This window comes from Marinicella litoralis (assembly GCF_002591915.1).
In the GTDB taxonomy this organism is placed as follows: domain Bacteria; phylum Pseudomonadota; class Gammaproteobacteria; order Xanthomonadales; family Marinicellaceae; genus Marinicella; species Marinicella litoralis.
Genome location: NZ_NIHB01000004.1, coordinates 199,060 through 220,139 on the forward strand (window position 1 = coordinate 199,060; position 21,080 = coordinate 220,139).

Annotated in this window: 19 protein-coding genes and 3 tRNA genes; 14 read left to right on the plus strand and 8 right to left on the minus strand. The window is 43.6% G+C overall.

The genetic code is table 11. From position 1 onward, the window contains the following. Positions 1-49: 49 nt before the first annotated feature. From pip to CCS90_RS12550, 3 genes are all read right to left on the minus strand, one after another. Positions 50-1,006 (minus strand): prolyl aminopeptidase, encoded by a 957-nt coding sequence (gene pip, locus CCS90_RS12540; RefSeq protein WP_099019914.1) that lies wholly within the window; start codon positions 1,004-1,006, stop codon positions 50-52. Continuing rightward, positions 999-2,330, minus strand: a complete 1,332-nt coding sequence (locus CCS90_RS12545; RefSeq protein ID WP_099019915.1) for a DNRLRE domain-containing protein — start codon at positions 2,328-2,330, stop codon at positions 999-1,001. Before CCS90_RS12545 ends, pip begins: the two co-directional genes overlap by 8 nt. 139 nt (positions 2,331-2,469) lie before the next feature. Then, positions 2,470-3,777 (minus strand): DNRLRE domain-containing protein, encoded by a 1,308-nt coding sequence (locus tag CCS90_RS12550; RefSeq protein ID WP_099019916.1) that lies wholly within the window; start codon positions 3,775-3,777, stop codon positions 2,470-2,472. A 182-nt stretch (positions 3,778-3,959) separates the two neighbouring features. Between CCS90_RS12550 and CCS90_RS12555 the strand changes: the two genes are divergently transcribed. Genes CCS90_RS12555 through CCS90_RS12570 form a run of 4 tightly spaced genes read left to right on the plus strand, consistent with a single transcriptional unit; the run spans position 3,960 to position 7,506 of the window. Beyond that, complete coding sequence (locus CCS90_RS12555) at positions 3,960-5,159, plus strand: Nramp family divalent metal transporter (protein WP_099019917.1); 1,200 nt, start codon at positions 3,960-3,962, stop codon at positions 5,157-5,159. Positions 5,160-5,171: 12 nt separating this feature from the next. Further along, on the plus strand, positions 5,172-5,942 hold the full coding sequence (locus CCS90_RS12560; protein WP_099019918.1) for a LamB/YcsF family protein: 771 nt from the start codon (positions 5,172-5,174) through the stop codon (positions 5,940-5,942). Continuing rightward, positions 5,939-6,640: a 5-oxoprolinase subunit B family protein gene (locus CCS90_RS12565; RefSeq protein ID WP_099019919.1), complete on the plus strand. Its 702-nt coding sequence runs from the start codon at positions 5,939-5,941 to the stop codon at positions 6,638-6,640. The genes CCS90_RS12560 and CCS90_RS12565 overlap by 4 nt, the downstream gene beginning before the upstream one ends. Continuing rightward, positions 6,637-7,506 carry a 5-oxoprolinase subunit C family protein gene (locus tag CCS90_RS12570; RefSeq protein WP_099019920.1) on the plus strand — a complete coding sequence of 290 codons (870 nt, stop codon included), beginning with the start codon at positions 6,637-6,639 and terminating at the stop codon, positions 7,504-7,506. Before CCS90_RS12565 ends, CCS90_RS12570 begins: the two co-directional genes overlap by 4 nt. A 38-nt stretch (positions 7,507-7,544) precedes the next feature. Here CCS90_RS12570 and zapE read toward each other — a convergent pair whose 3' ends face one another. The 3 genes from zapE to CCS90_RS12585 all read right to left on the minus strand — a co-directional run bounded on the left by zapE (position 7,545) and on the right by CCS90_RS12585 (position 10,227). After that, positions 7,545-8,606: a cell division protein ZapE gene (zapE, locus tag CCS90_RS12575; RefSeq protein ID WP_162846860.1), complete on the minus strand. Its 1,062-nt coding sequence runs from the start codon at positions 8,604-8,606 to the stop codon at positions 7,545-7,547. A 4-nt stretch (positions 8,607-8,610) separates the two neighbouring features. After that, positions 8,611-9,276 (minus strand): alpha/beta hydrolase, encoded by a 666-nt coding sequence (locus CCS90_RS12580; RefSeq protein WP_099019922.1) that lies wholly within the window; start codon positions 9,274-9,276, stop codon positions 8,611-8,613. Positions 9,277-9,369: 93 nt separating this feature from the next. After that, positions 9,370-10,227, minus strand: coding sequence for a winged helix-turn-helix domain-containing protein (locus CCS90_RS12585; RefSeq protein WP_099019923.1), 858 nt, complete (start codon positions 10,225-10,227; stop codon positions 9,370-9,372). 128 nt (positions 10,228-10,355) lie between these two features. Here CCS90_RS12585 and CCS90_RS12590 point away from each other — a divergent pair, with 128 nt between their 5' ends. Continuing rightward, the gene (locus CCS90_RS12590) at positions 10,356-11,672 is read left to right on the plus strand and encodes a hypothetical protein (RefSeq protein ID WP_099019924.1); all 1,317 of its coding nucleotides are present in this window, start codon (positions 10,356-10,358) and stop codon (positions 11,670-11,672) included. Between the two features lie 49 nt (positions 11,673-11,721). Here CCS90_RS12590 and CCS90_RS12595 read toward each other — a convergent pair whose 3' ends face one another. Next, positions 11,722-13,251: an AmpG family muropeptide MFS transporter gene (locus CCS90_RS12595; RefSeq protein ID WP_099019925.1), complete on the minus strand. Its 1,530-nt coding sequence runs from the start codon at positions 13,249-13,251 to the stop codon at positions 11,722-11,724. A gap of 150 nt (positions 13,252-13,401) precedes the next feature. Between CCS90_RS12595 and CCS90_RS12600 the strand changes: the two genes are divergently transcribed. From CCS90_RS12600 to CCS90_RS12620, 5 genes are all read left to right on the plus strand, one after another. Beyond that, positions 13,402-14,457 (plus strand): cyclic nucleotide-binding domain-containing protein, encoded by a 1,056-nt coding sequence (locus CCS90_RS12600; RefSeq protein WP_099019926.1) that lies wholly within the window; start codon positions 13,402-13,404, stop codon positions 14,455-14,457. Positions 14,458-14,712: 255 nt separating this feature from the next. Continuing rightward, positions 14,713-15,600 (plus strand): methylisocitrate lyase, encoded by an 888-nt coding sequence (gene prpB, locus CCS90_RS12605; RefSeq protein ID WP_099019927.1) that lies wholly within the window; start codon positions 14,713-14,715, stop codon positions 15,598-15,600. A 1-nt stretch (position 15,601) separates the two neighbouring features. After that, positions 15,602-16,732, plus strand: coding sequence for a bifunctional 2-methylcitrate synthase/citrate synthase (prpC, locus tag CCS90_RS12610; RefSeq protein WP_099019928.1), 1,131 nt, complete (start codon positions 15,602-15,604; stop codon positions 16,730-16,732). Between the two features lie 208 nt (positions 16,733-16,940). After that, a complete protein-coding gene (locus CCS90_RS12615; RefSeq protein ID WP_099019929.1) occupies positions 16,941-17,930 on the plus strand; it encodes a DUF2157 domain-containing protein in 990 nt (329 codons plus the stop codon). Beyond that, positions 17,927-19,558: a GDYXXLXY domain-containing protein gene (locus CCS90_RS12620; RefSeq protein ID WP_162846858.1), complete on the plus strand. Its 1,632-nt coding sequence runs from the start codon at positions 17,927-17,929 to the stop codon at positions 19,556-19,558. The genes CCS90_RS12615 and CCS90_RS12620 overlap by 4 nt, the downstream gene beginning before the upstream one ends. Here CCS90_RS12620 and CCS90_RS12625 read toward each other — a convergent pair. Further along, positions 19,555-20,352 carry an ABC transporter substrate-binding protein gene (locus CCS90_RS12625; protein WP_099019931.1) on the minus strand — a complete coding sequence of 266 codons (798 nt, stop codon included), beginning with the start codon at positions 20,350-20,352 and terminating at the stop codon, positions 19,555-19,557. The two genes, CCS90_RS12620 and CCS90_RS12625, sit on opposite strands and share 4 nt — an antisense overlap. A 262-nt stretch (positions 20,353-20,614) precedes the next feature. Here CCS90_RS12625 and CCS90_RS12630 point away from each other — a divergent pair. From CCS90_RS12630 to CCS90_RS12645, 4 genes are all read left to right on the plus strand, one after another. After that, positions 20,615-20,699, plus strand: a tRNA-Tyr gene (locus CCS90_RS12630). A 40-nt stretch (positions 20,700-20,739) separates the two neighbouring features. Continuing rightward, positions 20,740-20,813 (plus strand) — tRNA-Gly (locus CCS90_RS12635). A gap of 8 nt (positions 20,814-20,821) precedes the next feature. After that, a tRNA-Thr gene (locus CCS90_RS12640) sits at positions 20,822-20,897 on the plus strand. Between the two features lie 47 nt (positions 20,898-20,944). Continuing rightward, positions 20,945-21,080, plus strand: a 136-nt coding sequence (locus CCS90_RS12645) for a GTP-binding protein (protein WP_257205622.1), incomplete at its 3' end; no start/stop codon positions are given.

A 21,080-nucleotide genomic window follows, 5' to 3' on the forward strand; every position in this document is an offset into this window, starting at 1 on the left:
ATGACAATGGAGCGTTTAATAATTCGGTTGGGTTGGCAATGAATTTAAGCTAAGCCATAAAGCGATTGGTAGCTAACACCAGCTCACTGGCTATGGCAGGTTCAAAAGCCGAATGTCCTGCATCTGGCACCACGATCAACTCGGCTTCAGGAAAAGCCGTATATAAATCATAGGCAGTTTGCATGGGGCACACCACATCATAGCGCCCTTGGATGATGATGGTGGGAATGTGTCTGATGGCATCAATTTCATCCAGCAGTTGGTTTTCATGGGTGAAAAAGCCATTGTTCATGAAATAATGATTTTCGATCCGAGCAAAAGCCAAGGCAAATTCAGCATCAGCCGTTTCTTCGATGTGTTGTAAGTCAGGATAAAGGTGGCAGGTTGACCCTTCCCATACCGACCATCGTTTGGCAGCTTCTAAACGGACAGATTCATCATCGGATAATAGGCGTTTTTGATAAGCGGTCATCATGTCATGCCGTTCATCTTCCGGAATGTGCGATAAGTAAGGATGCCAGGCGTCAGGAAATATTCGACTGGCGCCTTCTTGATAAAACCAATGCAATTCTTGTTTTCGCAACAGGAAAATCCCTCTGAGAATCAGTTCAGTGACACGATTCGGATGCTTTTCAGCATAAGCCAAAGCCAAAGTACTGCCCCATGACCCGCCAAAAACTTGCCACTTTTTGATTCCAAGCATGTTTCGAATGTTTTCCATATCGTTGATCAAATCCCAAGTGGTGTTTTCTTCTAAACAGGCATGTGGTGTACTTTGGCCACACCCTCTTTGATCAAACTGTATGATGTGGTACTTTTCTGGATTGAAAAATCTTCGGGTTGCTGGCGATGTGCCGCCACCTGGCCCGCCATGAACAAATACCACTGGTTTGCCTTTGGGGTTTCCACAACTTTCCCAGTATACGCGATGTAAGGAACCCGCTTTTATGTGGCCTGATTGATTGACGGATGCGACAGGGTAAAGTGGTGTTAATGGCTTATTCATTGGTTTCAAATCCATTGGCAAAAATTAAATCTAATACATTGTATTCTATGGTTAATATCGGTGCTGTTGCACCAGATTCTTTGCTGCCGAGGCTGCGTACATTACCGGCGTTGGTCTCATCACCCAGGATAACCCAGCCATGATTGTCAGCACTGTTTTGAATCCAAGTGCTGACATCAGCAATGAGTTCAGCGGTGCTGCTGAAATTGATCATACCTGTGCTGGTACCAAAGTTAGTGACTGCTGAGGGTTTGATGACGAAGTCCCCACCAGAATTAACCCATGGTTGTGGGTTGGTGTCATCATAAAAAGTATATAGCCATGTGGCATCATCGACTTCAGCGGGAGCCGGTTGCCCGCCGCCGCCACCAGTTGCCACAGAACTGCCTTCACCCCATTCAGCCAGCGCCAGGTGTAAGTTGGCTGTGCCATTCAAAGCAGAGCCTGGCGGCACATTCAACACATTGAGTTGGACTGTAACCGCTGAAATATTGGCATTGGCTGGAATGGATGAAACATCAAATTCCATCAAACCACGTCGATTGATCCCGCTTTGAATTTTGCCCATAAATAATTTACTACCAGCGCCGTTGCTGGTATCACCAAAGGGATTCTCGAACAGGGTATTGTCTTTCACTGAATTGAGTTGAACCACCACCGGAGGCGGTGTAAAGTTGACCACTAAATTAGGTGGGGTGCTGGCATTTTCTCGAGAGTTGAATCTGAATGCGGTGGTTCCAGAGGCTTCATTGCCAATCACAATCCAACCAAAGTTGTTTGCAGGGTTGTTGAACCAATTTTGTACATCGCTGGTAAGCCCTGGCGCATTGAACGTCACTAAACCGGTACCATTGGCGGCTGTTGTTGCAGAAGCGGTGGCATTGTAATGTCCACCTAAAGAAAGCCATGCAATGTTTTCATGGTATGCATCTGTCCAAGTGGCATCACCTGGCTCGGCAGGGGCACCTATTCCACCACCAGAGGCATTTGAATTGGAGGTGGATTCTCCCCAGTCTTGTGACAGTGAATGTAAAGTCAGGTTTTGCTCACCTGCGATAGACATCGTGGATGTGATTTCTAAGGTGGCATCATTAATGGTTGATCCGCTGGGAATGGCAGATAAATCAAATTTCAACAATCCCCGTCTGATACTGTTCTCTTGTTGTGCCGTTCTGCCCACAAAAAAATAGACCCCCGCACCATTGCTGAGTGCATCGGCAGTGGTTTCAATCAGTGTATTGTCTTTACTGGCTGGAATATTGATGGTATCAGCGAAAACACTGGATGTAGAAAAAACAAAGGTGATTACAGCTGTTATTTTCATTGCTAGCTCTCTTGTGTGGAGTGATGATTATAAATGTGGGTGGGTTAGTCTGGCAAGGAAACCCATAACGAACTTCATGGGATTGGAACAAACCAGCTGCAATTACATGCAGCTGGGTATTGAGCCTGAAGGGTTGGACTTAAGGTTGTTGTTCAAAACTATTTATAAAAATTAAATCATCAGCCAGTGAATATGTGATGATGAGGGTAGGTCGACTTTCAGCGGTTAAATGCTCTAAACTGGCAAAACTGCGTACATTACCATTGTTGGTTTCATCGCCAATTAAAACCCAACCATGGTTGTCATTGCTGTCTTGTATCCAAGTCGTGATATCAGCAATGAGTTCAGCAGAGCCAGGAAAGGTAATTGAAGTGGATTGGTCATCAAAGGCAGCCGTGTCAGATGCAACAGGCATAAAATCACCGCCTGGGTTATTCCAGAATGTGGTGTCAAAAAAGCGATGAATCCAGGTGGCGTCATTTGCTTGTGATGGGGCGCCTTGACCGTTACCACTGGAACCAGCTTCGCCCCATTCTGACAAGGCCAAGTGTAAAGATGCCACGCCACTTTGTGCTGCCCCCGGGATATCTGTCACGGTTAAGTTCAAGGAAGCTGACGTAATGGTTGCATTGTTTGGAATACTTGAAACATCAAATTCTAAAACACCACGTCGAATCAATCCATTATTGGGTTTACCCATGAAAATTTTGTCGCCCGCTCCATTACTCACAGAACCATCAACAGTCTCAAATAAGGTGTTGTCTTTACTTGGATTGGTAACCAGCGTGGGTGGGGTGAAATCAACAGTCAATTCAGGTGTTGTGCTGGAATTTTCTCTGGCATTAAATCGATATGCTGTGCCTGCTGTGCTTTCATTGCCAATTAAGACCCAACCAAAATTTTCAGTGGGGAAATCAACCCAATTTTGTACATCGCTGGTTAAACTGGCAGACGCGAAGTTATAAGTTTGGAGCCCATCGACCAGTAATGAGGCCGAAATATTGGGGGCAAAATCACCACCAAGTGTCATCCATTGATTTCCTCCATTGAAAGCACTGGTCCAAGTGGCATCACCGGGTTGGGCAGCAGTCCCACCGCCTTCATTGCCACTGGCATCAGAGCTGCCTTCACCCCAGTCCTGACTGACTTTGTGTAGGTTGATGGTTTGGCTAGAACCCCTGAATCTTGATGCGGTTATTTTTAAGGTGACCGAGTTAATGGTTGATCCATTGGGAATGGCTGATAAATCAAACTGCAGTAAACCACGCCGAAGTGAATTGCTCCCTTGAAAAGTACGCCCCACAAAAAAATAATTTCCTGCGCCATTACTCAAGCCAGGATCTGGGCTTTCGTACAAAGTATTGTCTTTGTTTGCTGCTAAAAACAAAACGTCTGAATAAACGTTCAATGAGGTGAAAGCTAATATGATGCCTGTGATGGTTTTCATGTATGGTCTTTGTATCAGAGGGAAATATCAATCATTATAAGTGTGAATTCAGTGAATTAACAAGCACGTCTTTTTAAGCAGCGATTCCAAATGAAAGACTCATGTGTTCTTACACAGGATATTTGAATCACACAAGTTGGCATGCATGCTTTAAAATAATCACATATTATTTTGAGACAATCATGACAGCTAAACGATTTTCGATTGGACCTGCGGCCTTGGTTGCGGCTGCTTTTATCGGACCGGGAACGGTAACCACTTGCACATTGGCTGGAGCCAATTTTGGTTACGCCTTGATTTGGGCCCTGGTATTTTCGGTGATTGCTTGTATGTTGTTACAAGAAATGTCAGCGCGTTTAGGTGTGGTGACACAACAAGGTTTGGGTGAGGTGTTGAAATCACAGTTCAATAACCCGGTGTTGAAAGCGGTGGTTTTTGGATTGGTGGCGGTGGCCATATTTATTGGCAACGGTGCTTATGAAGGTGGGAACATCGCAGGGGCGGCCTTGGGGTTGGATGCCTTATTACCATCGGTTGATTTTCCATGGCCAGTGCTGATTGTGGCAATGGCATTTTTGATTTTGGTCCAAGGGAGTTACCAAGTGCTTGAAAAGGCTTTAATCGTATTGGTGTTGTTGATGAGCTTGGCTTTTGTTACCACATTTGTTATGACCAAACCTGATTTGGCTGCGTTGTTTTCGGGCCTGAAACCCCAAGTTCCAGAAGGGGCTTGGTTGACTGTGATTGCCTTAGTCGGCACCACAGTGGTTCCTTACAACCTGTTTCTGCACGCATCTGCGGTGAAAAACAAATGGCAGCATGCCGATGACTTGCCTCAGGTGCGTAAAGACACCATGATCTCTATTGGTGTCGGTGGTTTGATTTCCTTGGCGGTTATATCAACCGCCGCCGCTGCATTCTTTGGGCAACAAGTGGCGATCAATTCTGCAGCTGACATGTCGGTACAATTGCAACCGTTGTTGGGTTCTTGGGCTGCCATTTCTATGGGTGTTGGTTTATTTGCAGCTGGAATCTCATCATCGATCACTGCGCCATTGGCGGCGGCTTACGCCATTGCTGGGATGCTGGGGTGGTCAAGTGATGGTAAAGACATGCGCTTTAAATTGGTTTGGGCGGTGGTGTTGTTCAGTGGTTTGCTGTTGTCATTGTCTGGCTATAAACCGATCACCATCATTTGGTTTGCCCAAATCGCCAACGGCATTTTGTTGCCATTACTGGCAGGGTTTTTATTGTATGTAATGAACCAATCAAATTTACTGGGCAAATACAGAAATACATGGATTCATAATCTTCTGGGGGCTTTTGTTATCTTGGTGACTTTGTTCCTTGGTGGTAAATCATTGTACTTTGCATTTACATAGAAGGTCAGATATATGAGCTTGCAGATAGACTTGAATTGTGACTTGGGAGAATATGATGATGCCAAGGAGTGGCAACATGATGCAGACATCATGCCATACATCAGTTCATGCAATATTGCATGTGGAGCCCATGCTGGAAACCCTGCGGTGATGGCCAAGACCATTGAAATGGCGAAAGCCAATAAGGTACAAATAGGCGCCCACCCAAGTTTTCCGGACCGAGAAAATTTTGGCCGCAGCAAGATGGATTTTTCTATCAGTCGACTCAAACCGATTGTAGTTGAACAAATTCAATGTTTACAATCATTGGTCATTGCTCAAGGTGCAAAACTGACTCACATCAAACCACACGGTGCATTGTATAACCAAGCAGCCACTGACCAGTCTCTGGCCTGTTTACTGGCTGAAATTACCGCCGAATTTGATCAACCTTTAAGTTTTTATGGACTGGCCAATTCAGCGATGCAAGCGGCCTGCCAACAATATGGTGTTAGGTTTGTGCCCGAAGGGTTTGCTGACCGCTCTTATACTGCCGATGGCTTGTTACTGGCCAGAGACAAAAAGGGAGCGATCATTAATGACATGGCATGTATGAAACAGCGAGTGATTACAATGATCAAGCAGCACACAGTGACTTCAGTTGATGGTATAGATGTTCCCTTGTATCTGGAGACTTTGTGTATTCATGGAGACCATTTGAATTCAATTCAGACGGCACAATCCTTACACCATGCCCTGAAAAGAGCCGGCATTGCTGTTAAAGCACCGCCGTTAATTCTTTGAGTTTGCTTCAACAAGGATTAAAAATAGAAAGCATCATGAACAATGGTGACTGTGCATTGACCATTAATTTTATTGCGACTGAAACTCGTTTGGCATTGATTCATGCATTGTGTGCTGAATTTTTAACTGAGCCGATGCCTGAAATGATTAATGTGATTCCAGCAACCACCAGTTTAACTTTGGTTTTTGCCAAGCAAATCAAACATAACAACATCATATACGATGGTGTTTTGGATCGAGTTAATGCAGTAAAAATACATGAAAAAGCGACTATATTACATACCATTCCTGTTTGCTACCATCCGGATTTGGCCCCAGATTTACCTGCAGTCCTGGCTGCCCTATCAATGCAAGTCGAAGCATTGATTGAAATGCATACGGCAACCACTTATCAAGTCTCTATGCTGGGCTTTTTGCCAGGCTTTGCTTATCTCAATGACAACCACCAAGCGCTTAATGTCATGCGCAAAGCCACACCAAGTTTGCAGGTTGACGCCGGTAGTGTTGCGATTGCGGGCAATCAAACAGGTATATATTCAATGGCCAGCCCCGGTGGGTGGCAAGTCATTGGACGCACTCCGTTGGAATTGTTTAACTGGCATGAACCCGAAAAACCCATGCAACTCAATCCATTGGATCAAGTGGTCTTTGAATCCATCAGTCTGAATCAATTCCTCAGTATGAAGTCGCAAGCATGAAAATCAAAATCATTCAACCTGGTTTGTTGACCACCGTGCAAGATTCAGGACGATTTGGACTGGCTCATCTGGGTGTTCCCTGTGCTGGGTTTATGGATGAGCCATCGGCAGCACTGGCTAACCACATGGTCAATAATTCCACCGATGAAGGCTTGTTAGAACTCACCTGGACTGGTATTGAGTTTAAGTCTGAAGCGGCTTGTTCCGTGGCATTGGCTGGTGCAGAATTCGATGTGTCGGTGAATGGAGCAAGGGTTTCCACTGATGCGGTGATTCACTTGCAAGCAGGTGATGTGTTCAAAATGGAAAAATTAAGGACTGGGGTGAGGGCGTATTTGGCTTTTGCAGGTGGGTTAGCCATTGATTCGATGGCCAGCAGTGTCAGCACCTTAATGGTGGCACAATTGGGTGGTTATAAGGGGCGAAAATTACAATCTGGTGATGTTTTATTTTTAAAAAAGCCAACCACCTTACCCAATAATAAGAAACCTGGTTGGAAAAAACTAAAGACACCAAGCCTACACGTTATCAGAGCCACCTTGGGACCAGAATTCAATTTATTTTCCACAGAAACATGCCGCCAAGCCTTAGGACAGGCTTATTATTTGACTCAAGATTGTAACCGCCAAGGCTTCAGGTTGCAGGGTGAAACCATATCTTTTCCAGAAAATTATGGGATGATCAGTTCAGGCTTGGTGCCAGGCAGTTTGCAAGTAACACCTGATGGACAAACCATTTTGGCGATGAAGGATGCTCAAACCACCGGTGGTTACCCACGTATTTTGGTGGTAAATCAAGATGAATTACACAAGTTGGCTCAAATTCGTCCCAATCAACCCATTTATTTTTTTGTTGAACACCAGTGAAGTTGTTACATGGCAAGGCTGAGGGAATTAATCAGGTTTTATTGTAACAACAGCTCTGCCAGTCGTGAGGACGACCTTTCAAATTCAAAAGCCATTTTTGTGCCGTGATATATGATTTTATAGTGACAAGCGGCTTGGGCTATGATTTTGACGTCATTTTCGTACATCACATCGATCAAGGTAATAAAACGCCTGGCCTCATTGTCATTATCGGCTGACATTTGTGGAATATCGCTGATGATCAGTGTATCAATTTTTTTGGCAATTTCAATGTAATCTGCGGCGTTTCTGGCCTGCTTGCACAAGGCGTCAAATTGGCACCACAATGTTTTGGGCGAATATTTGACCACTGACAGTGATCGATCATTGATTTGCCAATCGGCAGTTGATTGATTGTCTGCTTTAGTCAATAGTTTAAAACAATCGTTGATGTGAAACAGGCTAGATTCATTGATGGGGTAATACCAATTTTCATGTTGTTGATCGGCCAGTTCACTGTCTTGTTGGCGATAGTCGTGACTGCCATCTAAATGCATCACTTTCATGTTTTGTTTGATCCATTCTATGGCAGGCAAAAACTTGGCTCGTTGTAAGCCACCCTTGTATAAATTGTCCGGTTTTACATTGGAGGTAGTGACCAAGGCGATGCCATATTGGCTGAAAGCTTCTAACATGACCGCCAATAACATGGCATTGGCGATGTCATTGACCAAAAACTCGTCTAAACACAGCACCTGAACATCTTTTGCCAGTTTTTTACATATTTGTTTCAATGGGTCTTTGGTGTCAGTTTGACTGCGCAGTTGTTCATGCAACCAAAGCATAAACTCATGGTAATGTTGACGTTGTTTGCCTACTTGGTCTGGCAAGCTGTCGTAAAACAAATCCATCAAGTGGGTTTTACCTCTGCCGACGGAACCATAAATATAAATGCCTTGCTGGGTGGGTGGTGTTTTGGCAAACAGCCAGCGATTAGATCTTGGGCCAGTTAAACCTTGGTACAATCGCTCGAACTCTGCGACCACATGTGCTTGCAATTCATCGCGCCAAATGACACCAGCTTCAATTTCAGAAAGGTAATTGTATTTTGGTCCTGACATGATTCTATTCGGTGTTGACCTGGCGCAAGATGCCATTTTTAACAGCGCCTTTTAAGTCGAGTAAACGGCGGTGAAAAAAATGTCCTGCTTTCATAGTGACTAATTGAGGCTTGGGATTTTGTTGTTCAACATATTCATAAACAGCTCGAGGGCTGACCACATCATCTTCATCACCTTGAATGACCAGCCATGGACAATCAGGTGGTGACAGTTCTGTGTAATCATAACGCTCGACCGGTGGGGCAACGGTGACAAACTGTTCTGGGTTGATTGCATGTACCGCACGCAATGCGACATACGAACCAAAAGAAAAACCAGCCAACCAAAATTTACAATGAGGCATGGCTTGTTTGGCCCATTCATAAACCGCAAGTAAATCATCGGCTTCGCCAACACCATCATCAAAAACGCCGTCTGATTCGCCTACACCGCGAAAATTAAACCGCACCGTATGTGCCCCCATGTCTCTGAATGCTTTTTCTAGCATGTGTGTGACTTTGTTACGCATGGTACCGCCATACAGCGGGTGAGGGTGACAGATCAAAGCCACTCGATTTTTATCAACCGCATCTGCTTCAGGAGGCGCCGTTAGGCATTCAATTTGTCCCGCAGGGCCAGGAATCAATAAGACGGTGGATTCTTTTGGGAACTCGATGGATGAATCGCTCATAGGGTTGTGTTAAAAAAAATGTGGATTATATCATGTGATCATTGTTTCACTGAACGTTCCAGGATTCTATCGGGTTTTTAAGATTCGCTCATTTTATAATTCGACAATAAATGACATAAAATCTTTTGATTGACGTTTGATGTCATCGATGTTTTCAATATGACGTTGGTCACTGTAAATGACCAAGGCTGTTTTGGCATCCACCAAGTTAAGGGTGACTTGGCTTTTTCCTTGTTGATGTGAAATTTGACTTTCGATAAACCACTTAACGCCAAATTCATGATTGAAATAAGGGAATGGGTTGCCTTGATGAGACTTGACGGCATAGGGTGTGAGGAATTGCAGTTTGTTTTGGTTCAGAGCTGCGATTTTTAAAGCATTTGTAATTTGTAGGCCAGTTATCTGTGAGGGGGGTGTTTTTATTGATGGTTGAATCACTTCAGTCGGTAAAATAATCATGGGAACTGTAGTTGGTTTTTCCAACCAATTGATGAGGCCCAATATACCCCAAGTCATCAGCATAAAAGCCAACAAGGCCAAGACAGCGGTTTTCGCTATTTGCTGCCAATGTTTTTTGGTTTGAGGAAAAATGTCAGGTGCATGGTCTTCGTCCATCAACTTAACAGGGGGCAGCCAGCGATAACCCACTTTGGGGATGGTTCCAATCAATTGATTCATTTGAGTCAATGGTTTGAGTTGTGATCTGAGGTCTGAAATACAACGGGTCAAAGCATCATCACTTACCACTTGATTGGGCCACACTTCGTCAAACAACTGTTGTCTACTGGCGACGTTTTCTGCGTTTTTTAATAGCACCAAGAGCACCCGCATATTCACCGGGCTCAAGCGCACAACTTCCTGCTTGCCAGATACTTTGCCGGTGACTTCACTGGTACTGGCTGCTATCTGAATTTGGGCGGTTAAATAGCGTGGATTGATCGGTTGATTCATGTGACACAGTTTACCACCAACCAAGCAGAATTAACCTGTCACTCAGGCTATACTCATGTTTTACTCAGGTGTTTGAATGATTCCAACGTCATAATATGTCGTATTATTTTTAAACTTTGGGTGTTGTTATGCATAAACCAAAAAGAGCTTTCATGTACCTCATCGGCTTTGCCGTTTTGCTGTTGGTTTTTACCTTGGTGATTAATCTACCGGCTTTTGATGAAGATTTGATGCCAGAAGTGGCGGCGATTAAAAACATCAAAGCCACACCATATGGTGCCAACAATGCTTACCCCGCTTTGTTGGCCATCAATGGGCCAGGCACTGATCTGAAAATTTCTGCTGATAAAGTCCGTACAATGTTGAACTTAAAAATTTCACAAATGGGATTGGATTACTTTGACCAACAAGAATACGATCAGCATATACGCAATGATTTAGATGTGACATGGCAAGAAAAATACCCGTCTTGTCATTCCAGAAGAGAACGAGCATGCATGAGTAAGGTGTTTACGGCTGTTCGAGAACAACCTATTGTAGATGAGCGACTGACGACGCAGTTACAAAAATACCATGATCTTATCGCTTTGGATGAGTACAGTGAAGCCACTCAGTTGGACATCCAAGCACCTTTGATTGCCTTTGGACCAGTGATGGCATTGAAGCGTATATTCTTGGCAAATAGCTACATTTCTGACAACAGCCAAGATTTTTTAAGTGATGTGATTGATGACATGAATTATTGGCACATGATGCTGAATAAAGGTCATTTGTTAATCACTAAAATGGTGGCTGTTGCCTCGATAACTGATGGCTTGAGAGGATTGTCTGAAGCGATTAAAGCGCATCACTTTTCACCGGTGCAATTAATCGAATTGCAAAATAACATCAACCGCCTGAACCTACAGGAAGTGGCTATCGGGCGCGTTTTTGAATTTGAGTTCAAATATGGCATCAAGGTTTTTGAAGCAGCTGAAAGCAGTGGTGAAATGAAATACTTTGGTCTCTTTGACTTTTTTCAACTCAATGCCACTCATAACATGGCCTATCAGTTGACGGCTGTACCCATGAAACATTTATCGAAGTTGGATTCAAGTGGTTTTTATCAATACTTAAACAGTGATGAGTTTGGCCAGGAGTTTGAACATCCATTCAGTTGGTCTCCAGCTTCTTTGTATAACCCCACAGGTAAAGTGTTAATGAGCTATACAGTTCCTGCCTATACTGATTATTTGGCGCGTATTCATGACTTGGGCGGTATGATTGTGTTGTTGAAGTTACAAATTGAGCTGGCACTGAATCAGGAAAAGCCAGTCAAAAATGTGGTCTTGAATTCTGAGTTTCTCAATCCCTACACATCAGAGCCTATGTCTTACAATGCAGCAACTGACAGTATTTACTTTACCTGTTTGGACAAGACTTCTGTCTGTGAACTGGGTTTGTAAGCTTGGCAGGTAATAATTAGCGTGCCATATAGCTTGACGTGCCAGCGATCTAACTTGACTGGTTGAATTCGAAAGCCTGTTTTTTCATGGCATAAATCAACATCACAACCACTGGAATTCCTATGATGGCAGTCATTAGATAAAATGAAGCAAAACCCATCTGTTCGACCATGGTGCCTGAATAGCCACCCATGATTTTTGGGAACAAAGTCATAACGGAAGAAAACATGGCGTATTGGACAGCGGTGAATTGACGGTTGACCAGCATGGATAAAAATCCCACGAATACAGCCAATGCCAAACCTTGTGACAAATTATCTGCAGAAATCATAAAGGTTAAGAAAATCAGGCTTTTTCCGGTACTGGCCATGATCATAAACAACAGATTGGTTAAAGCCGATAGCGTGGCACCCAGAATCATCATTTTTATGATGCCATAACGCACCACCAATACACCACCAACTAAACCGCCAGATATGGTCATGATGAGACCAAAGGTTTTGACAATGCCTGCAATTTCATCCAGATCAAACCCCATGTGTTGATAGAATAAGTTGGCAGTGACGCCCATCACAATGTCTGAAATGCGGTAAGTGCAAATGATGCCAATCAACAGCCACACATGTTTTCTGTGTCGTTTGAATAAATCTGCCACCGGTATCCAATAAACTTCTTTGACCATGGCACGATTCACTATAGGGGACTTTGCCACCAGGGTGCCAATAAAAGCCGCCAGGGCAATGGCTAAAAATAATTGTCCCGAGGTTGTCATGAATGCGGCCAATGGTTCGTTGTTGAACCATGCTATCAGTGGTTTTTGCAAAGATAAAAAGAATTGATCGGTGTATTGATAGCACAATATCAAAGCAATGATGGCCATGATAAAAATAAGTAAGACAGCGGCATAATCTCTGGTTTGATAGACCAATGAATCGGCTTTTTTCGGCTCTTTGATTTTGATTGTGGTGATCAATCCAACCAACATGCATGTCGCCATAATAAGGTAACTGTATTGCCACGCGCTGTATTTATAATTATCCATGCTGGTGCCAAAATGGTCAGCAATCAGCAATGCGCCGGCCCCTGAAGTGATCATTCCCAGTCGATAACCGACTATATAAACTGAAGACAACATGGTGATGTCTTTTTCATTGGAGGCCTCTATTCGCCATGCGTCAATCAATATATCTTGCGTGGCCGCCGAAAACCCCAACAAGGTAACCGCAAAGGCCATCTGTGTTAAGGCGTTAATGCCTTGGGCTGGATCTGTAAAGCCCATCCAGCAGATGGCAAAAACAATCAGTAACTGTATCAATATCAACCAGGAACGGCGTTGACCTAATTTGGCCGTAAGCACAGGTATGGGTAGTCGATCAACCAAGGGTGACCAAAGGAATTTAAATGAATAACCCAGGGCTGCCCAGCTGAAGTAGGTGATGGCGGATTTTTCTACGCCCACTTGATCCAACCACAAAGAAAGGGATGAGAAAATCAAAAAATACGGAATGCCTGCTGAAAATCCAAACAAGGTCATGTGCAGGAATTTAGGGTTAAATAAATGTTTGATGGTCTCAGACATGTGCAGTGAAGTAAAAATCAGGTCAGTTTAGCATGATTCAAATGCTTTTAAATTCGAATAATAGTTATATGGTCAATTGAATGAGAGTCACAAGTCATTAGATTTTGAGTTATTATTTTAAATCGGTTATGATTTATTTAAAATGGTTTAATGGAAGCGTTAATGATCAAAGCCGAAGACTTACAACAATATTACCCATTCAATAAAATCAAAGTTAAATTTTATCCTTTGCTTTTGTCGGAACTGGAGTTTTTTGACAAACAAAAAGGCGAGCAACTTTATACAATCAATCGTCCTGCGGAGAACACCAAATACCTGACCAAAGGGGTGGTAAAAGTGGTGACGGACAAGGGCCGGGAAAAAGTCATTAAATCTACCTCATTACAATCTAAATATCCCATTGGCGACGCCAATAAATCCAATACCATGGATGCCATCATTGCATCAGCTCAAGCGTCTTGTTTTCAAATCAGTTCTACGCTGCTTGACCACTTTCAGGTTTGGAGTGGTTGTTATGACCAAGCACCCGAAGACAGTCCCATCAGAGGGCATCAATCCTACGAATGGGTGGTTGGTTTGTTGAAAAGCCAGTCAGTGCAAATGTTGCCCCAAGGTAATGTGGGTGAGTTGTTTGAAGCGTTGGAATCCCGCACAGTGACTGCTGGTGAAGAAATCATCGCAGAGGGTGATGCAGGTGATTATTGTTACATCATTGCAGATGGTGAGGCGGAAGTCTTTCAATGTGTGGCTGAGGGCGAACAAAAAATTGCTAATTTAGGCAAAGGTGTGCTGTTCGGCGAATCAGCCTTGGTCAGCAGTGAACCCAGAAATGCATCGATTCGGATGAAGACGGATGGTTTGTTGATGCAACTTTCTGGCGAAAAATTTTCAAAGTTATTAAAGGCCCATGTGGTCAGATGGATTACAGCTCAAACCGCCATTGAAAAAATTGCCAATGGGGCTATTCTGCTTGATGTCAGAGAAGAAGAGGAGTTTGCTCATCAAGGTCTTCAGGGTTCGATCAATATTCCAGTCACTCAATTGAGGAAAAAGATCAGTCGCTTGGATTTAACCAAAGAAGTCATAACCTGCAGTAATTTGGGGTCACGATGTGCATCAGCTGCATTTACATTAGCAACCCTGGGTTATGATGTCTATGCCCTTCAAGGTGGAATCAGCGGTTTAATCAGGTCTTTGGATATATAGTAATCAAAGGGTTTTGACCTTAACCAATTGTCGCCAAATGTTGGGTATTTTCCTGCCGGGTTAATATAGCCAAATTTAACTGATTCTGTTATACTGTTGCCGCTTTAAAAATGGGTGGTTTGGATGTTATTTGATTTCAAAAGGCTCATATTAAATTGCACGTGGGGGGTATGAATACATTCCATACTGCCAGTTCTATGACCAGTTGTGACCATCCTTTTGGATTTTTCATGACTCAACTAATCTCACACTTATATGACCAATACAAATCAAAGTGCAGGTAAAAAATTCAGACTTGCCGTTGAAAGCAATCAGCCCCTCAAAGTGGTTGGCACCATCAATGCTTATACTGCAAGAATGGCCAAAAACGTAGGCCACCAAGCCATTTATTTATCAGGTGGCGGGGTAGCTGCCAATTCTCTGGGTATGCCTGATTTGGGGATTTCATCACTGGAGGACGTATTAACAGATGTCAGAAGAATTACCGATGTTTGTGACTTGCCCTTGTTAATAGATGTGGATACCGGTTGGGGCGGGGCCTTTAACATTGCCAGAACCACCCGATCAGTCATCAAGGCTGGTGCAGCGGCGATGCACATCGAAGACCAAGTGGCTCAAAAAAGGTGCGGACACAGACCGAACAAAGAAGTGGTGACTCAGGGTGAAATGGTAGATCGCATCAAGGCGGCTGTGGATGCCAGAACTGATGAAGACTTCGTTATTATGGCCAGAACCGATGCCCTGGCTATTGAAGGTGAGGAGGCCACCCTTGAAAGGGCCGTTGCCTGTGTGGAGGCCGGTGCTGACATGATCTTTCCAGAAGCCATGAAAACATTGGATCAATACCAAAGGTTCAGAGATGCGGTAGGCGTACCTGTGCTGGCTAACATCACTGAGTTTGGTCACACCCCATTATTTACCAGTGATGAGCTGGGTGATCACGGCGTGGACATCGTATTGTATTGCTGTAGTGCATACCGTGCCATGAACAGGGCTGCAGAACTTGTGTATCAATCAATCTTGGCCCAAGGTCATCAAAAGGATGTGCTGGACATCATGCAAACCAGAGAAGAGCTGTATGAACATTTGGACTATCACAGCTATGAACAAAAACTAGATCAACTATTTTCTGAGGACAAATAATATGGGCAATACAAAAAAAGCAGGTGGCGCTGGCCTTCGCGGGCAAAGTGCAGGTGAGACTAAGTTATGTACTGTAGGGAAAATCGGTGCTGGTTTAACCTATCGTGGATATGATGTTGATGACTTGGCCACCCATGCTACATTTTATGAAACCGCTTATTTGATTTTACATGGCAAGTTACCCAACCAAACTGAATTGGACGCTTATAAAAAGAAAATCAACGCTTTGCGAGGATTGCCTGAAGCGGTCAAGAAAACTTTGGAATTAATTCCACGAACTGCGCATCCAATGGATGTAATGAGAACAGGTTGTTCTATTTTGGGCAATGTGGAAGGTGAAACTGATTTTTCACAACAATTGGATAAAGCCGATCGTTTGGTGGCAATTTTTCCATCCATTATTTGTTACTGGTATAAATTTGTTACCGAAGGTGTGCGCATTGAAACCGCGTCTGATATTGATGGTGTTGGAGCGCATTTCTTGGAAATGTTACACGGCAAAGCACCCAGTGAATTACATGCCAGGGTTATGGATGTTTCATTGATTCTTTATGCTGAGCATGAGTTCAACGCGTCGACATTTACCGGGCGAGTGGTGGCTTCGACATTGTCCGACATCCATTCATGTGTCACGGCTTCGATTGGGGCCTTGCGTGGTCCATTACATGGTGGTGCCAATGAAGCGGCCATGGCATTGATTGAACAATGGTCATCTGCTGAAGAAGCCGAAGCGGCGATTGGTGAAATGCTTCGTACCAAGCAATTGATCATGGGATTTGGGCATGCCGTTTATACCGAACGTGACCCGCGCAATGCCATCATCAAGCGTTGGTCTGAAAAGCTGGCAGAAGAAGTGGGTGATACTGTATTGTACCCAGTCAGTTGTGCGGTTGAAAAGAAAATGTGGGACGAGAAAAAGTTATTCCCCAATGCCGATTTTTTCCATGCGTCAGCTTATCACTTTATGGGTATACCAACAGAGTTGTTTACTCCCATTTTCGTGATGTCACGGGTAACAGGTTGGACCGCGCATGTGATGGAACAGCGTGAAAACAACCGGATCATTCGCCCCAATGCCGATTACACAGGACCGGACACTCGCAAGGTCGGTCCAATCGAAGAAAGGGATTGATGCACAGAAAATAAGTAGAAGAAGCCCGATTCAGTCGGGCTTTTTTGTGGACGGGCTTAACTCATGAAACACCTTAGATCGATGCAATGCCTATTGAAGTAGAGTATTTTGGTACTTTGGTTTTATCTGATGGGCTTTGTGTTGAATGGGTTTTCAATGCAATCGAAAGCGCATAAGATAGTTAGTTACATTATTGAGAGGATGTATCATGAGTGAACCTATATATCGTTGGCTTAAGTCCGGTCTAATTGAACCTGGCCATCATCAACAAGCATTGCAGTTGGCGGGCGAACGCGCCGCGCCGCATGCTTGGTTGTTGTTCATCAAGAAAATGTTGATTATGCTGGGGCTGCTGTCACTGGCCTTTGGCGTGGTGTTCTTTTTCGCCTTCAACTGGAATGAGTTGGGACGCATGTTTAAATTCATGGTCATTCAAACATTGTTGGTGGGGTTGTTTGTAGGGTATTTTTTCAAATCAAAGTCCTTTTGGCTATCACAGGCTTTGTTGTTGGCGGCGGTTATTGTGCTGGGCGCCCTGTTGGCATTGTTTGGTCAGACTTATCAAACAGGGGCTGATCCTTGGCAATTGTTTGCCATTTGGGGGTTGTTAATAACTCCCTTGGTGCTGTTCAGTAAATCTGAAGTGTTGTGGGTGGTACTGGCAGCGCTGTTGAACACGGCTTTGAGTTTATACCTTGATGTGCATCGGTCATTCTTGGGTTTTGGTTTCTTGGGTCGTCACATGCCCTGGATTTACTTGTTGTTGAATACCAGTTTGTTGCTTGTGCTGGAGTGGCTTTCGGGTCCCAAGGGGCAGCGTCCTCAGTCTTTGGCCTTGCCACATCGTTGGGCTGCTCAAGTTTTGGGTTTGGTGGTTATCTATATTGTTGGATTATTAGGTTTATCAGCAATCTGGGGTAATTCAGAAACCAGCAACATCAATTTGTTGTTGTTTTCGGTCTTTATGATACTCGCCTTTTTGTTTTACCGGAGGTTACATAAAGACTTGTTGTTATTAACCGCTTGGTCCTTGTCGATGATTGTGTTTGTCTTGGCATTATTGGCCAACACCGTGTTTCATAACTTTGATGCTGGTGGTTTATTACTCATGGCTTTGTGTTTGATAGGCATGTCAACATTCGCAGTTTCATGGCTGAAAAAAACCCATGTATCATTCAAGCAGGAGACATCATCATGAAAAATTTGAATTTATGGCGCAGATTGTCAGACATGGATTTGGTTTCAGGGGAGCAGCCAGCTAACGAGCAGGTGCATGAAACCACCTTTTGGTACATCCGGGTTTTACAAGGATTTGCTGGTTGGTTGGCAGCGGTATTTTTGATTGGCTTTCTTGGTTTTGGAGTGGCGGGACTGTTTGAGCATGGTGCGGCAATGATGGTTTTGGGTGTGATACTCAATGTCTCAAGCTATGTGTTTTTTAAAACAAAACCTGGCAGTGACTTTTTTGAACAAATGGTTTTGGCTTTCAGTTTAACCGGTCAATTTTTATTTGCGTTTGGCTTGTTTGAACTGTTTGAATTCAAAGGTCAGCAATGGTTGGCTGTGGTTGGGCTGTATCAAATTGTTTTGATGTTGGTGATGCCAAACTTCCTGCATAGATTTTTAAGTGCTTGGTTTGCTGTGATTGCATTGTTTTGGGGTTTTGAAGCATGGGTGTATTCAGGACTGGGCAGTGCCTTGGTGGCTGCTTTGTTTGTTTGGTTGTGGTTGGATAAAACTGGATGGCAGGCTGATAAAGACTTGTATGAGCCGATTGGTTATGCGTTGGGGTTGTCACTGTTACAGCTCAATGTGCAAAGTCAATATTGGTTGTTTGATATGTTTCGATACCGGCAATATGAAGGCAGTTGGTTGATGCAAAATGCAGAATGGATTTCGGCATTATTGAACTCAGCTGTGTTGTTGTATTTTATTTTTCGCATGGCACAAGAACACAAGGTGGCCCTGTCCAGTAAAGCTGGCAGGTTCATTGTTCTGGCAGCAGTGGTTATGATGTTTTCAGCTTTGCCTGTGATTGGATTGAGCAGTGCAATTTTGGTTATCTTGGTGGGGTTCGCAAGACAAAACAAAGTGTTGCTAGTTATGGGAGTAATCTCATTACTCGGCTTTGTCAGTTGGTATTATTATTCATTGAACATCACATTGTTGCAAAAGTCATTGATTTTGATGTTGATAGGAACGGTGTTGTTGCTTGGCCATGTTTTACTGAAAGTGATGTTTGCTTCAGACAATAAAGCCAAAGTTGATGACAGTCAGCTCAATCATCAACCACAGATATTGTCAATATGGCAAAAAGGGGCCGTTGTGGTGACGTTGTTGGTGGGTTTAATAGGTGTTAACCATGCCATCTGGCAAAAAGAACGGGTATTGGGTGAAGGGCAGTCAGTGTTCTTGGAGCTGGCGCCAGTTGATCCACGGTCACTGATGCAGGGTGATTACATGCGCTTGCGGTTTGCCATTGCAGACCAAATCAGTAATCATTTAAAGACTGTGGATTTACCTGATCGAGGGGACTCCCATGATGGATTTATTTATGTCAGTTTGGATGACAACAGGGTGGCTCAATTCCATTCTCTTGAAGCTGCTGATATCACGGCTGAATCACCTATGATTATGATGCAATACCGCATGCGGAATAACCGCATACAATTTGCGACCAATGCATTTTTCTTTCAAGAGGGTGATGCAAAAAAATTCCAAGCAGCCAAGTACGGTGAATTTAAAGTGGCTGATGATGGCGAATTGTTATTAAAGGCCATGTATGACAAAGACCTGAAATTATTGGGTGAAAACAGATTGGATTAGAATGCCTCGACTTGCTCGCACAAGGATTCTATCGCCAACAATGTTCGCAGAGTCGGGCGGGTAAAGTGATCAGCTTCTAGCACGGCAATGTGCTGATTCTTGACAGCCGGGATGGATTTCCACGAGGCCAATTGATTTTCGTTGGCCAATGGTTCAAGCCTAACCAATACCTCCGGTTTATTTAAAACCACCGACTCTAAGGTCACGGCAGCTGACAAAGCAGACAATTCAGCATACACATTGCTTAAGCCGCAAACAGCTATGGCTTCAGACATCCAGTGTAATCCATTGACTGTATAAATGGGTTTGTCAGAAATTTGAATCAAAGCCGTTTTTTGCTTTAGCCGGTGTGATTTTAATTGATCCAGTCTTTGAGTAAACAGTTTAGGAGCTTCCAGTGGTGTGGTTTTGAGTGCATTGGCAATGTTTTCAATGGCTGATGGAATGTCTGAAAGTTGGTTGATACTGATTTCGTGTAGTTTGAAACCCAATTCATCCAATTGCTGGATTACTTGATTGGCCGTACCGTTTCTCCAATAAAAAATCAAATCAGGTTGTAGAGATTTGATCATTTCAAAATCAAGTCTGAAGGCATCCCCAATGATTGGTAGGTTTTTTGTGGCTTCAGGATAATTGCTGTATGCACTGATTCCTATTAATGAGTCTTTGCCGCCTGCTGAAAACACCAATTCAGTTAAGTGAGGTGACAAGGTGATGCTGGTGATGTTGGGTTTGTTGGCATCCACGCAAGTGATGATAAAAATAAGGCATGCGAAGGTGGTTGATTTTATCATTGATGTTTGAGCAAAAAAGTGGATGAGGCTGGATTTTAACTGTTATATTGATCAAGCCAAAGAATTATCTTTTTTAGGTTAAAGCGCAGTGTGCTGTATTTTAAGAAATTTGATAAAAAAATAGATTGTCTTTAATCTAAAAATGCCTATAATTCGCAACCTGCTCGGAGCAGAGAGATACAACTATAAAAGTTAGGAAATTACTGGCTATTTATGTTGACTTTCAATTCATATTCTACGAAAATGCCGTGCTTCGCTCGTTGGAGGGATACCCAAGCGGCCAACGGGGGCAGACTGTAAATCTGCTGTTTTTAACTTCAGAGGTTCGAATCCTCTTCCCTCCACCACTATATAAAGGCCCAAGCTGTATGCTTTGGTCTGGGTTGAGCGGGTGTAGTTCAATGGTAGAACGTCAGCCTTCCAAGCTGAACACGTGGGTTCGATTCCCATCACCCGCTCCATTGGTTTTGCCCATATAGCTCAGTCGGTAGAGCACTTTCTTGGTAGGGAAGAGGTCACTGGTTCGACTCCAGTTATGGGCACCACTACTATATTTTATTAACTACTTGTTTTTTTATGGAGTAGCAACAACATGTCAAAAGAAAAATTTGAACGCAATAAGCCGCATGTAAATGTGGGCACCATCGGTCACGTTGACCATGGTAAAACAACCTTGACTGCAGCGATCACTAAAGTTGCTGCTGAAAAGATGGGTGGGGAATTTAAAG

Coding starts and splice junctions, on each gene's coding strand:
- pip (WP_099019914.1), bottom strand. CDS start 1,006: ATGAATAAGCCATTAACACCACTTTACCCTGTCGCATCCGTCAATCAA.
- CCS90_RS12545 (WP_099019915.1), bottom strand. CDS start 2,330: ATGAAAATAACAGCTGTAATCACCTTTGTTTTTTCTACATCCAGTGTT.
- CCS90_RS12550 (WP_099019916.1), bottom strand. CDS start 3,777: ATGAAAACCATCACAGGCATCATATTAGCTTTCACCTCATTGAACGTT.
- CCS90_RS12555 (WP_099019917.1), top strand. CDS start 3,960: ATGACAGCTAAACGATTTTCGATTGGACCTGCGGCCTTGGTTGCGGCT.
- CCS90_RS12560 (WP_099019918.1), top strand. CDS start 5,172: ATGAGCTTGCAGATAGACTTGAATTGTGACTTGGGAGAATATGATGAT.
- CCS90_RS12570 (WP_099019920.1), top strand. CDS start 6,637: ATGAAAATCAAAATCATTCAACCTGGTTTGTTGACCACCGTGCAAGAT.
- zapE (WP_162846860.1), bottom strand. CDS start 8,606: ATGTCAGGACCAAAATACAATTACCTTTCTGAAATTGAAGCTGGTGTC.
- CCS90_RS12580 (WP_099019922.1), bottom strand. CDS start 9,276: ATGAGCGATTCATCCATCGAGTTCCCAAAAGAATCCACCGTCTTATTG.
- CCS90_RS12585 (WP_099019923.1), bottom strand. CDS start 10,227: ATGAATCAACCGATCAATCCACGCTATTTAACCGCCCAAATTCAGATA.
- CCS90_RS12590 (WP_099019924.1), top strand. CDS start 10,356: ATGCATAAACCAAAAAGAGCTTTCATGTACCTCATCGGCTTTGCCGTT.
- CCS90_RS12595 (WP_099019925.1), bottom strand. CDS start 13,251: ATGTCTGAGACCATCAAACATTTATTTAACCCTAAATTCCTGCACATG.
- CCS90_RS12600 (WP_099019926.1), top strand. CDS start 13,402: ATGGAAGCGTTAATGATCAAAGCCGAAGACTTACAACAATATTACCCA.
- prpB (WP_099019927.1), top strand. CDS start 14,713: ATGACCAATACAAATCAAAGTGCAGGTAAAAAATTCAGACTTGCCGTT.
- prpC (WP_099019928.1), top strand. CDS start 15,602: ATGGGCAATACAAAAAAAGCAGGTGGCGCTGGCCTTCGCGGGCAAAGT.
- CCS90_RS12615 (WP_099019929.1), top strand. CDS start 16,941: ATGAGTGAACCTATATATCGTTGGCTTAAGTCCGGTCTAATTGAACCT.
- CCS90_RS12620 (WP_162846858.1), top strand. CDS start 17,927: ATGAAAAATTTGAATTTATGGCGCAGATTGTCAGACATGGATTTGGTT.
- CCS90_RS12625 (WP_099019931.1), bottom strand. CDS start 20,352: ATGATAAAATCAACCACCTTCGCATGCCTTATTTTTATCATCACTTGC.